We start from the raw sequence: 10,864 nt of genomic DNA on the forward strand, positions 1-10,864 counted from the left end.
CTAGAGTTCGGGCATGATCCGATTGCTCATCCGCGCGGCCATCAACCTGGTCTCCGCCGCCATCGGCCTGCTCGTGGCCAACGCCGTGCTGGACGACCTCGAGGTCACCCGCTCGGGGTTCGTCATCACGGTCGTGATCTTCGCCCTGGCGCAGGCGATCCTGTCGCCCTTCATCCTCGTCGTCGTCAAGCGCAACGCCGAGGCCTTCCTCGGCGGCGTCGGGATCGTCTCCACCCTCGTGGCCCTGTGGGTGGCGAGCCTGTTCGGCGACGCCCTCACGATCTCGGGCTTCAGCACGTGGCTCATCGCCGCGGTGATCGTGTGGCTGGCCGCCGCGCTCGCGTCGTTCCTACTGCCGTTCATCCTGCTCAAGGCAGGCGTGGAGTCCGCGCGCGAGCGCCGGTCCTGACTCAGTCCGCGAGGTCGACGACCACCGGGGCGTGGTCGCTCGCGCCCTTGCCCTTGCGCTCCTCGCGGTCGATCCACGCGCCCTCGACGCGCCGCGCCAACGCGGGCGATCCGAGCACGAAGTCGATCCGCATGCCCTTCTTCTTGGGGAAGCTCAGCTGCGTGTAGTCCCAGTAGGTGTAGACGCCGGGGCCGGGCGTGTGCGGACGGACGACGTCGGAGTAGCCGGTGGACACGACGGCCTCGAACGCGGCGCGCTCGGGCTCGGAGACGTGGGTGCGGCCCTCGAAGACCGTCATGTCCCACACATCGTCGTCCTGGGGAGCGATGTTCCAGTCCCCCGTCAGCGCGATCTGCGCCTCGGGGTCCTTCGCGAGCCAGTCCTCGCCGGCCGCGCGCAGCTTGGCGAGCCACTCGAGCTTGTAGGCGTAGTGCGCGTGGTCCACGTCGCGGCCGTTCGGGACGTAGAGGCTCCACATGCGCACGCCGCCGCACGTCGCGCCGATCGCGCGGGGCTCCAGCAGGTCCTCGTACATGGGCTGGTCGACGCCGAACGAGCGCTCGACGTCCTCGAGGCCGACCCGCGAGATGATCGCGACGCCGTTCCACTGGTTGACGCCCACGTGGGCGTACTCGTAGCCGAGCGCCGACAGCTCGAGCCCGGGGAACTGGTCCTCGCGGCACTTCGTCTCCTGGATGGCCAGCACGTCCACGTCGTTGCGGTCGAGCCAGCCGACCACGCGGTCGATGCGGCTGCGGATCGAGTTGACGTTCCAGGTGGCGATCCGCATCAGAAGTCCACCCGCAACGGGTAGCTGGAGCGGCCGTCCGCCGCGGTGTTCACGCCGAGCACGTGGGTCAACTGGATCTCGTTCCTTTCGAAGGCCAGCCTCGAGCCTGCCATGTACAGCCCCCACACCTTCGCCCGGCCCACGGAGACCTCCTCGAGCGCCTCGTCCCAGTGATCGACGAGGTTCTGGCACCACGCCCGGAGGGTCAGCGCGTAGTGGTCGCGCAGGTTCTCGGCGTGACGCACCTCGAAGCCCGCGTCCTGCATCGCGGTCACGATCGTGCCCGCGCCGGCCAGCTCGCCGTCGGGGAAGACGTAGCGGTCGATGAACTGTCCCGCGGTCGCCCGGCCGCGGTTGTCCCGACGGGTGATGCAGTGGTTGAGCATGCGCCCGTCGACCTTCACCTTGGCGCGCGCGAACGAGAAGTAGTCGTCGTAGTTGCGGACGCCGATGTGCTCGGTCATCCCGATCGAGCTGATCGCGTCGAAACCCGTCTCGGTCACGTCGCGGTAGTCGCTGAAGCGGACCTCGGCCAGACGGGAGAGCCCTTGGCGCTCGATCGCCTCGCGCGCCCACTGCGCCTGCGCCCGCGAGAGGGTGACGCCGAGGGCCCGGACGCCGTAGTGCTCGGCCGCGTGCCGCACCATGCCACCCCACCCGCAGCCCATGTCGAGCAGCCGGTCGCCGGGCTTGAGGTCGAGCTTGCGGCACACGAGGTCGTACTTCTCGGCCTGGGCCTCCTCGAGGCTGGCCTCGGCCTTGGGGAAGACGGCGCAGGTGTAGGTCATCGACGGCCCGAGCACGAGCTCGTAGAACCGGTTCGAGACGTCGTAGTGGTGCTCGATGACCTCGGCGTCGCGGCCCTTCGTGTGCCGCAGCCCCTCCAGGGCGCGGCGCCACTTCGGCAGGTGCTCCTCGGCCGGCGGCGCCGGGGGCTTGAGGTTGCCCAGCCCGAGACTGCGCAGGATCTGCACCATCTCGGGTGCGGTGGGCACGCGGAACCGCAACCGGCTCATGAGCGCCTGCATGATGTCGTACGGGTCGCCCGGGTGGACGCCGTCGATCTCGAGGTCACCGGACACGTAGGCGCGGGCGAAGCCCAGGTCCCCGGGCGCCGTCACGAGGTACGCGAGGCCGCGCTCGTTCAGCAGTCGCAGCCTCAGTCGGGAGTCCTCGGGACCGAGGGTGCTGCCGTCGTACGCCTCGAAGCGGATCGGCATGCCCTCGCGCAGGAGTCGGTCGAAGGCGTCCGCGATCGTGAGTCTGGGTTCGGATGCGAGGCTCATGAGTTCCTGACCGCCTTGTCGTAGAGGGTGCTCAGTCGCGACTGCGGGTCGTACCGCTCGCGCAGTCGGTCCAGTCCTGCCGTGTCGTACAGCTGGTCGAACGTGGCCCGGTCGTAGAAGGCCTCGGAGTACAGCGACTTGTGGCCGTCGAGCCGGTGCACCGCGGCCTCGATGCGCCGGTTGACCGCTCCGGGCTCCGCGTCGGCGGGCACCACCACGGTGCCCCAGAACCCGATGTTGACGTAGACGTCCCCGGGCGCGAGGGGATACGTCGGCCACGCGCGACGGGTCCGCAGCGGGCAGAGCCAGACCGGTCGCATCCCGATCTTGTCGTCGAACCACGTCAGGAACTGGTCGAGCCGGTCGAGCGGGACCTCGACGTCCTGAATGACCCGCTCGCGGCCGGGGACGCCCTTGACGCGGTCGAGGACCCGGCTGAGGCCGATCCTCGCGTCCAGCGCGACCAGCCGGTGGTAGACGTCGCTGCGCCGCCAGCGCCGTGGCCAGAGCGCGCGCACGCGCGGATCCTGGGCACCGAACGCTCCGGAGCACCAGAACCAGTCGGTGTCCCAGCGCCAGAGGTAGTCGTGGATCGTCAGCACGTCCTCGCTGCGCTGCTGGATCGAGCGGTAGTAGATCCGCGAGCCCGTGTAGTCGCTGACGGGGAGGTCGGTGTCGACGAACCGCGCCAGCGTCAGGTACACCTCGTCAGGGCTGAACGCCGTCCCGTCGACGGCGTCGACCGGCTCGCCGTCCCAGGCCCCCGCCTCGGCGATGTGGGCGATGGCCTTGGCGGCCTCGGCACCGGACCCGAAGCGCACGTGCCGCAGCCGCACCTGCCGCGGTGCGGGCTCGAGGGCGATCCGCAGCCGCACCGCGTAGCCGAGGCTGCCGTACGAGTTCGGGAACGCCGCGAACAGCTGGGCGTGCTCGTTGTCGGGCGTGGCGGTGACGAGCTCGCCCGAGCCCGTCAGGACGTCCATCTCGAGCACGGCTTCGTGCGGCAGGCCCAGGCGCAGCGAGGTGGACTCGATGCCCAGGCCCGTGACGGCGCCGCCGAGCGTGATCGTGCGCAACTGGGGCACGACCGTCGGGATCAGCCCGTGGACGAGCGTCTCGTCGACGAGCCGCTCGTACGTGCACATCCCCTGGACATCGGCAGTCCGGGCGGCCGGGTCGATTGCGATGACCCCGTCGAGGCCCGACACGTCGAGTCCGGGGGAATCGGTGCGGTGCCGCGGGCGGAAGAGGTTGGAGGTGCGCTTCGCGAGGCGCACGGGGGCGGCGTCCGGGATGGCCTGCCACGAGGCGAGGAGGGACCTGACCGCGTCCTCGTGCTTCGTCCATCCCTGCATGATTCGCAGGCTATCGCCGTGGACCGACAAGGAGCCAGAGCAGAGCCTCGGCGTCTCGACTTCCGGTGAGGCGCAGGGTCGCCCGCTCGGCGAGTCGAAGCTCGTCCCCCGGCCCCAGGTCGACCCCGGCCACCGTGACGCGGCCGCGTGTCACGTGCACCAGCGCGCCGTGCTCGGCGGCCACCTCGATCGGCTCCTGGGGTCGCGCCACGACCAGCCGCGCGTCCGCGTGGACGGGCACGGTCTCGTGCAACCCCGATCCGTCCGGGACGTCGGCCTGGGCGTACTCGGGCCGGCCCCAGTTCGTGCTGCGCAGCATCATCTGGACGAACCGCAGCGGCTCACTGTCGCTGGCGTTGCGCTCGGCATGGGTGACGCCCTCGCCCGCGCTCAGCCGCTGCGCGACACCGGGCGGCACCACTCCGTGCTGGCCCGTGGAGTCCTGGTGGGCGAGCGCGCCCTCCAGCACCCAGGTCACGATGTCGGCGTCGCCATGGTGGTGCTCGTCGTAGCCCGCGCCCGGCGCGACGCGCTCCTCGTTGATCGCCATGATCGGCCCGAACCCGACGTTCTCGGGGTCGTAGTGCCGGCCGTACGAGAAGGAGTGGAGCGTCTCGGTGCCCTCGGCGACGGTGCGGAAGCGCGTCGCGGACCGGCGCGCCTCAGGCATAGCCCAGCTCGTGCAGTCGGGCGTCGTCGATGCCGAAGAAGTGCGCGATCTCGTGGACGACCGTTATGCGGACCTCCTCGACGACGTCCTCCTCGGTCTCGCAGATCGCGAGTGTCGGATTGCGGTAGACGAAGATCCGGTCCGGCACGACGCCGGCGTAGGTCGAGTCGCGCTCGGTCAGCGGGATGCCGTCGTAGAGGCCCAGCAGGTGCGGGTCGTGCGGCGGGGCGTCGTCCTCGATGAACAGGACCACGTTGTCGAGCCGGTTCGCCAGCTCGGCCGGGACGTCGGCCAGGGCGGCGGTCACCAGCTCCTCGAACCGGTCCGGGTCGACATCGATCACGCCCCCGAGTCTAGGTCGGCCCGTGCACCGCTGGCTCAGGCGCACGGGAACGGTGCCCTATGCTGGACGGGCTGCTCGGCCCCCTTCGTCTAGCGGCCTAGGACGCCGCCCTTTCAAGGCGGTAGCGCGGGTTCGAATCCCGTAGGGGGTACCAGGTCGAGTCGATGCCGACCACCAAGACTCCCGCTCAGCCGCCCTCACCGAAGAACTCCGCCATCAGCACGTCGACGAGTTGCGCCACGACCGCCTCGATCGGCTCGCGGCCGTCGGTCCGGAGCCAGTCCATGAGGAACCAGACCATTCCGGCGTGGACCACCGTGAGCCGCGTTCCGGCGAAGTCCACCGCACCGCGCAAGGGCGACTTCGCGCCGGTCTGCTCCTGCAGGAGGCGCACGAGCGCCGCCTGCAGGTCCAGCGTCGGCGCGCCATCGACGACGCGCAGGTAGAAGGGGCGGTGCTGCTCGAGGTGGACGACGAGCGCCCGCAGCATCGCGCCGGTCTCGGCGCGGACGACCTCGGGCGACTCGTCCCGACGGGCCGGCTCCTCGGGGAAGGCCGAGCCCAGCCGCGCGAGCGCGCTCTCGGCGGCGAGCGCGGCCAGGCTCCCCCCGGAGTGCTGGTAGAACGTCGGCCGGCTCACGCCGGATCGAGCCACGAGCTCGGTCACGGTGATCTCGCGCAGCGCCCGCTCGTCCAGCAGCTCTGTCATGCCCGCGACGAGCGCGTCGTGGGCACGGGCGAACCGGGGATCACTGCTCACGTCGTGCCGTTCACGGGACCAGGACGAGCCTGATCGGGTTGCCGACCTTCTCCTCGAGCTGGGCGACGCCGGCCGCAGCCTCACTCAAGGGCATCGAGCCGCTGATCGAGGCGGAGAAGTCCAGCCGCCCGAGCTCGACCAACCGCACGAGGTCGACGACGTGGCGCGACTCCGAGCCGTAGTGGCCCAGGACCTGACGGCGCATGTACTGGAACTCGGCATCGTTCGCGATCGTCAGCGGCCCGCCGCTGATGCCCACCAGCACGAGACGACCACCGACGCCCAGGCTCGAGAGCGCCTGCTTGCGCACCGGGGCGACACCGGCGAAGTCCAGGGCCACGTCGAGGCCCTCTCCTCGCGTGGCGGCCGCGATCTTCGTCGCGAAATCCGGGTCGGCCGGGTCGAGCGCGAGATCGGCGCCGAAGGCCATCGCGCGCTCACGCGCGGCCTCGACGGGGTCGACGGCGATGATCGGCGCGGCACCAGCGAAGCGCAGCAGCTGCACACCGTGAGCGCCCAGGCCGCCGATGCCCCAGACGCCGACGGACTCGCCCTGCCTGACCTGGCCGGTCCACTCGATAGCGCCCCACGGGGTGGAGACCGCGTCGGGGATGATCGCGGCCTGGTCGAACGGCAGCGAGTCGGGAATCGGCACCAGCACCTCGGCGGGCGCGACGACGTACTCGGCCCACCCGCCGTCGTAGTCGACGCCCATCGTCCAGACCTGGCCGTCGACCTCCTTGCCGGCACCCACGATGACACGGGTCCCGACCTCGATGCCGGAGACGCCGTCCCCGAGCGACTCGACCTCTCCGGCGACCTCGTGACCGAGCGTCACCTCGTCCCCGGGCAGCAGCAGCGGGCTCAGCAGGCCTTCGATCAGGTGGACGTCGGACAGGCAGATGCCGGCCGCCCTCACCCGTACGCGGACCTCGCCGGGGCCGGGAACCGGGACCGGCACCTCCTTGACCGCGAAGGCCTTGTCCGCGAAGTTCATCCGTCCTGCCAGCATCGTGTCGGTCACGACTCGTCATCCCTTTCCAGCGCTTGTCGACCAGGGCCGCACACCGGTCCCGCGTCCTTCTCTATTTTACAGATGTAATCGAAACCAGCCCACGTGTCCGTCCTCACACGATTCGGTACGGGCTGACGGGACAGGTAGGCTCGAGCGGCCCCACCACGTCGACAGAAGCTGACACCGCAGCATGTTCCCCAAGATCCTGCCCACCTCCGCCGAGGGCTCCGACGAGGTGACCCGACTCTCCTGGCCGGTCGCCACGTTCACCCTCGCGACGATGTTCGGCGCGCTGGCCGTCGCCCTCACCGCGGACGACCTGTTCACCGTCCTGACGATGGCCGCCGGGGTCCTGGCCTGCATCGCCGTCTGGCAGACGCTGCGCGACCCGCTCGTGATCACGTGCCTGACAACGCTCGTGCTGGGCGCCGTCCTGGGCTGGGGACTGAGCTTCTACGACCGCATCTGGTGGTACGACGACGCGATCCACTTCCTGTTCTCGTTCGTCGGTGTCATGGGGGTCGCGCGCCTCGCGCTGCACCGTTTCCGCGCCGACGTCGCGGCCCTGTTGCTGTCGGCGCTGTGGCTCTCCTGGCTCGGCATCGGCGCCCTGTGGGAGATCGCCGAGTGGAGCTCGGACCAGCTGCAGGCCACTCGCCACTCCCGCGGCTACGCCGACACGATGAGCGACATGATCCTGAACTCCGCCGGTTCCGCGCTCGGTGTGTGGATGTACTGGCGCTGGCTGCGCACGCCGGCCGACCGCGCCGTCGTCACCGCGTAGCTCACGCCCTTCCCGGCGCCCCGGCCCGGTCGTACGCTGACAGGAGTCAGGGACCGAAGGGCGGGAGCGACGATGACCTTCGAGGCGCACGGCGGGTCACGAGGACGCAAGCGGACGAGCAACCCGCTCGTGCGGGCCGTGAACCGGGTCATGGTCTGGCGCACTCGACGCTCCGAGTCCGCGACACTCGGGTCGATGAAGCTGCTCGTCCTCACCACGACGGGGCGCCGGAGCGGTGTGCGCCGCGAGACGCCGCTGGCGTGGTTCCCGGCCGGGCCGGACGCGTGGCTCGTGGTGGCCTCCGCGAACGGTGCGGCCAAGAACCCGGACTGGTACCACAACCTGGCGGCCCAGCCCGACGACGCGACGATCGAGGTCGGTGGACGGGTCGTCCCCGTCACGGCCGAGCAGCTCCACGGCCACGAGCGCGAGGCGGCGCTCGCGGCCATCGTGGAGATCTCGCCGAACTTCGCCGGCTACAACGACAAGACCGACCGCGAGATCCCGGTCATCCGGCTGACCGCGCGTCCCGCGCCGGGGGCCTGAGCGCGGTCGGCGGGCCTCAGCCGCCCGCCACGTCGATCACGACGCGGCCACGGATCGCCCCGTCGAGGATCTGTGCGGCCAGCTCGGGCAGGTCGCCGAAGGACGCGTCCACGGTCATCGAGCGCAGGTCGGACTCGCTGAACAGCTCGTCGAGTCGCGACCAGGCCGTGGCCCGCACGTCTGGTGCGGCGTGCACGCTGTCGACGCCGAGCAGCGCGACGTTCCGCAGGATGAACGGCATGACGGTCGCCGGCAGGTCGTGGCCCCCGGCGAGCCCGCAGGCGGCGACAGCACCGCCGTAGCGAATCTGCGACAGGACGTTCGCGAGGGTCGTGCTGCCGACGCTGTCGACGGCCGCGGCCCACCGCTCCTTGGCGAGGGGCCGCGGATCGCCTGACAGCTCGTCGCGCGCGATGATCTCGCTGGCTCCGAGCCCGGTGAGGTACGCGTGCTCGCTCTCCGAGCCGGTCGAGGCATGCACCTCGTACCCCAGGCGCGACAGGATCGAGACCGCGAAGCTGCCGACCCCGCCGGTCGCGCCCGTGACCAGGACCGGACCGTCGTCCGGGGTGACGCCGGCCGCCTCGAGGCGCAGGACGCACAGCATCGCGGTGAGCCCTCCCGTGCCGACCGCCATCGCGCCCCACGTCCCCAGCCGCTCGGGTGCGGCCACGACCGACTCCGCGGCGATGCGCTGGTACTGCGAGTAGCCACCCGGCTTCGTCTCCGACAGCTCGGCGCCGGTCAGCACCACCTGCTCGCCCTCGGCGAACCCGCCGCCGGCCTCGACGACCTCGCCGGCCAGGTCGATGCCGCACGTCAGCGGGAACGATCGCACGACGCCCGGCTTGCCGAGCAGTGCCAGGCCGTCCTTGTAATTCAGCGACGAGTGGGTGACCCGGACGAGCAGGTCTCCCTCACCCAGGTCGTCCCGCGCCAGGGTGACGAGCTCGGCAGGCCGCTTCGGCGCGGTGGCCTGGTAGGCCTGGAAGGTGGTCTCGGGCATGGTGCTCCTCGAGTGGCTGGTGGACAGGGTTCGCGGTCGGCTTCCTCGCGTGTCCCTCGACCGTAGCGCCTGACCGACGGGCGCGGCCGCATGAGTCCTGCCCCGTCGGGGTACCTCCGCAGCAGCGACGGGAGGCATCACCATGGGCATCAGCCAGATCAGCACCGGCATCCTGAGCATCCAGGACGCGGGCACGAACTGCTACCTGCTCGAGCACGCGGGCGCGCTCGTGTTCGTCGACGCGGGGCTTCCCCGTACGTGGCGGTACACGCACGAGGCGTTGCGACGGATCGGGCGGTCGTGGGCCGACGTGACCGACATCGTCGTCACGCACGCCCACTTCGACCACATCGGCTTCGCGGCCCGCGCCCAGCGGGAGGCCGGCGTGACGGTCTGGGTCCACCCCGGCGATCACCGGATCGCCGCGCACCCCTACCGGTACCGGCCCGGCCGGCCGCGCCTGCTCTACCCGCTGCGGCACCCGAAGTCGCTGCCCGTGCTGGGACGGATGGTCCGGTCGGGGGCCCTGCGCGTACCGGGCGTCGAGGAGATTGCTGACCTCACCAGCGGGCCGCTGCCCGCGGGACTCCAGGCCATCGCGACACCGGGCCACACCGACGGGCACTGCGTCCTGCACCTGCCGGATCTCGGGGTGCTGTTCACGGGCGACGCCCTGGTCACGCTCGACCCGTACACGGGTCGCACCGGTCCTCGGATCGTGGCCCAAGCCGGCACCAAGGACGCGCCCCGGGCCATGCAGTCGCTCGACCTCATCGCCGCCACCGAGGCGAACCTGGTGCTGACGGGTCACGGTCCGCCGTTCACGCAGGGGGCGCAGGCGGCGGCCGAGCTGGCCCGCAGCCACGGCGTGGCCTGACGGTCCGTTCACTAGGGTCGGACGCATGTCCGCCGGCCGCTTCGCCCCGTCCCCCTCGGGCGACCTGCACCTGGGGAACCTGCGCACCGCGATCCTCGCGTGGCTCTTCGCCCGCGCGACGGACCGTGCCTTCCTGGTGCGCGTCGAGGACCTCGACCGCCAGCGCTCACGGCCGGAGTTCGAGCGCAGCCAGCTCGAGGACCTTGCGGCGATGGGGCTGACCTGGGACCCGCCGGTCGTCCGCCAGTCCGAGCGCGACGACCTCTACGCCGACGCTCTCGTGCGCCTGGCCGAAGCGGGCCTGACCTTCGAGTGCTTCTGCACCCGGCGCGAGATCGCCGAGGCCGTGCGCGCACCGCATGTCTCCCCCGGCGCGTACCCCGGCACGTGTCGTCGCCTGACCGAGGCCGAGCGCGACGCGCGACGGGCCGACCGGGCGCCGGCAATCCGGCTACGGGCCGACGCGCCGACCTGGACGATCCACGACGTGCTCGAGGGCGAGGTCCGCGGGGACGTCGACGACCTCGTGCTGCGGCGCGGGGACGGCGCGCACGCCTACAACCTCGCGGTCGTGGTCGACGACGGCGAGCAGGGCGTCGACCAGGTCGTGCGTGGTCTCGACCTGATCGACGCGGCGCCCGCCCAGGCGTACCTCGCGCACGCGCTCGGGCTGCCGGAGCCGGTCTACGCGCACGTGCCACTGGCGCTCAACGCGGAAGGTCGCCGGCTCGCCAAGCGTGACGGTGCCGTCACGTTGCGCGACCTCTCCCCCGACGTCGCCTGGGAGCTGATCGGCGCCTCGTTGGGCGTCGACGCCCGATCGCCCGAGCAGTTGCTGGCCCGCCTGGACCCCGCTCAGATCCCTGGAAATCCGTGGATAGTGACGACGTGACCCACCCCGTTTTGGAGACTCCCGGAGGTGTCAGGTAGTCTTGCGGTCGCGGTTGATCCGCACAGCATGAGGCCCCGTGGCGCAGTTGGTTAGCGCGCCGCCCTGTCACGGCGGAGGTCGCGGGTTCGAGT

13 protein-coding genes and 1 tRNA gene are annotated in these 10,864 nt (G+C 71.2%); 6 read left to right on the top strand and 8 right to left on the bottom strand.

Features of this window, described 5'->3' with window-relative positions:
* The first annotated feature begins 13 nt into the window (after positions 1 to 13).
* Complete coding sequence (locus RT323_RS01085; RefSeq protein ID WP_313404268.1) at positions 14 to 409, top strand: phage holin family protein; 396 nt, start codon at positions 14 to 16, stop codon at positions 407 to 409.
* A gap of 1 nt (position 410) precedes the next feature.
* On the opposite strand, the gene RT323_RS01090 is transcribed toward RT323_RS01085, so the two are convergent.
* Genes RT323_RS01090 through RT323_RS01110 form a run of 5 tightly spaced genes read right to left on the bottom strand, consistent with a single transcriptional unit; the run spans position 411 to position 4,853 of the window.
* Positions 411 to 1,199 (bottom strand): exodeoxyribonuclease III, encoded by a 789-nt coding sequence (locus RT323_RS01090; protein ID WP_313404269.1) that lies wholly within the window; start codon positions 1,197 to 1,199, stop codon positions 411 to 413.
* Positions 1,199 to 2,485, bottom strand: coding sequence for a class I SAM-dependent methyltransferase (locus RT323_RS01095; protein ID WP_313404271.1), 1,287 nt, complete (start codon positions 2,483 to 2,485; stop codon positions 1,199 to 1,201). Before RT323_RS01095 ends, RT323_RS01090 begins: the two co-directional genes overlap by 1 nt.
* Positions 2,482 to 3,840 (bottom strand): FAD-binding oxidoreductase, encoded by a 1,359-nt coding sequence (locus RT323_RS01100; RefSeq protein WP_313404273.1) that lies wholly within the window; start codon positions 3,838 to 3,840, stop codon positions 2,482 to 2,484. The genes RT323_RS01095 and RT323_RS01100 overlap by 4 nt, the downstream gene beginning before the upstream one ends.
* A 10-nt stretch (positions 3,841 to 3,850) precedes the next feature.
* A complete protein-coding gene (locus RT323_RS01105) occupies positions 3,851 to 4,510 on the bottom strand; it encodes a pirin family protein (protein ID WP_313404275.1) in 660 nt (219 codons plus the stop codon).
* A complete protein-coding gene (locus RT323_RS01110; protein WP_313404278.1) occupies positions 4,503 to 4,853 on the bottom strand; it encodes a metallopeptidase family protein in 351 nt (116 codons plus the stop codon). Before RT323_RS01110 ends, RT323_RS01105 begins: the two co-directional genes overlap by 8 nt.
* Positions 4,854 to 4,931: 78 nt before the next feature.
* Here RT323_RS01110 and RT323_RS01115 point away from each other — a divergent pair.
* Positions 4,932 to 5,007: transfer RNA gene (locus RT323_RS01115), tRNA-Glu, on the top strand.
* Positions 5,008 to 5,040: 33 nt separating this feature from the next.
* Here RT323_RS01115 and RT323_RS01120 read toward each other — a convergent pair.
* Together RT323_RS01120 and RT323_RS01125 are read right to left on the bottom strand one after the other, a co-directional pair.
* On the bottom strand, positions 5,041 to 5,613 hold the full coding sequence (locus RT323_RS01120; RefSeq protein ID WP_313404280.1) for a hypothetical protein: 573 nt from the start codon (positions 5,611 to 5,613) through the stop codon (positions 5,041 to 5,043).
* Positions 5,614 to 5,623: 10 nt separating this feature from the next.
* Entirely contained in the window at positions 5,624 to 6,637 is a 1,014-nt protein-coding gene (locus tag RT323_RS01125) for a zinc-binding dehydrogenase (RefSeq protein WP_313404282.1), read from the bottom strand.
* Positions 6,638 to 6,818: 181 nt separating this feature from the next.
* On the opposite strand from RT323_RS01125, the gene RT323_RS01130 reads away from it, so the two are divergent.
* Together RT323_RS01130 and RT323_RS01135 are read left to right on the top strand one after the other, a co-directional pair.
* Positions 6,819 to 7,412, top strand: a complete 594-nt coding sequence (locus RT323_RS01130) for a hypothetical protein (protein WP_313404284.1) — start codon at positions 6,819 to 6,821, stop codon at positions 7,410 to 7,412.
* A 72-nt stretch (positions 7,413 to 7,484) separates the two neighbouring features.
* Positions 7,485 to 7,958, top strand: coding sequence for a nitroreductase family deazaflavin-dependent oxidoreductase (locus RT323_RS01135; protein ID WP_313404286.1), 474 nt, complete (start codon positions 7,485 to 7,487; stop codon positions 7,956 to 7,958).
* Between the two features lie 16 nt (positions 7,959 to 7,974).
* Here RT323_RS01135 and RT323_RS01140 read toward each other — a convergent pair whose 3' ends face one another.
* Positions 7,975 to 8,964, bottom strand: coding sequence for an MDR family oxidoreductase (locus RT323_RS01140; RefSeq protein WP_313404287.1), 990 nt, complete (start codon positions 8,962 to 8,964; stop codon positions 7,975 to 7,977).
* Positions 8,965 to 9,106: 142 nt separating this feature from the next.
* On the opposite strand from RT323_RS01140, the gene RT323_RS01145 reads away from it, so the two are divergent.
* Both RT323_RS01145 and gluQRS read left to right on the top strand, forming a co-directional pair.
* The gene (locus RT323_RS01145) at positions 9,107 to 9,841 is read left to right on the top strand and encodes an MBL fold metallo-hydrolase (RefSeq protein WP_313404288.1); all 735 of its coding nucleotides are present in this window, start codon (positions 9,107 to 9,109) and stop codon (positions 9,839 to 9,841) included.
* A gap of 25 nt (positions 9,842 to 9,866) precedes the next feature.
* Complete coding sequence (gene gluQRS / locus RT323_RS01150; RefSeq protein WP_313404289.1) at positions 9,867 to 10,733, top strand: tRNA glutamyl-Q(34) synthetase GluQRS; 867 nt, start codon at positions 9,867 to 9,869, stop codon at positions 10,731 to 10,733.
* The last annotated feature ends 131 nt before the right edge of the window (positions 10,734 to 10,864 follow it).

This window comes from Aeromicrobium sp., from assembly GCF_032084975.1.
GTDB lineage: Bacteria > Actinomycetota > Actinomycetes > Propionibacteriales > Nocardioidaceae > Aeromicrobium.

Bases quoted from the DNA above. Each gene is read 5' to 3' on its own strand.
- RT323_RS01085 (WP_313404268.1), top strand. From the start codon at position 14: ATGATCCGATTGCTCATCCGCGCGGCCATCAACCTGGTCTCCGCCGCC.
- RT323_RS01090 (WP_313404269.1), bottom strand. From the start codon at position 1,199: ATGCGGATCGCCACCTGGAACGTCAACTCGATCCGCAGCCGCATCGAC.
- RT323_RS01095 (WP_313404271.1), bottom strand. From the start codon at position 2,485: ATGAGCCTCGCATCCGAACCCAGACTCACGATCGCGGACGCCTTCGAC.
- RT323_RS01100 (WP_313404273.1), bottom strand. From the start codon at position 3,840: ATGCAGGGATGGACGAAGCACGAGGACGCGGTCAGGTCCCTCCTCGCC.
- RT323_RS01105 (WP_313404275.1), bottom strand. From the start codon at position 4,510: ATGCCTGAGGCGCGCCGGTCCGCGACGCGCTTCCGCACCGTCGCCGAG.
- RT323_RS01130 (WP_313404284.1), top strand. From the start codon at position 6,819: ATGTTCCCCAAGATCCTGCCCACCTCCGCCGAGGGCTCCGACGAGGTG.
- RT323_RS01135 (WP_313404286.1), top strand. From the start codon at position 7,485: ATGACCTTCGAGGCGCACGGCGGGTCACGAGGACGCAAGCGGACGAGC.
- RT323_RS01140 (WP_313404287.1), bottom strand. From the start codon at position 8,964: ATGCCCGAGACCACCTTCCAGGCCTACCAGGCCACCGCGCCGAAGCGG.
- RT323_RS01145 (WP_313404288.1), top strand. From the start codon at position 9,107: ATGGGCATCAGCCAGATCAGCACCGGCATCCTGAGCATCCAGGACGCG.
- gluQRS (WP_313404289.1), top strand. From the start codon at position 9,867: ATGTCCGCCGGCCGCTTCGCCCCGTCCCCCTCGGGCGACCTGCACCTG.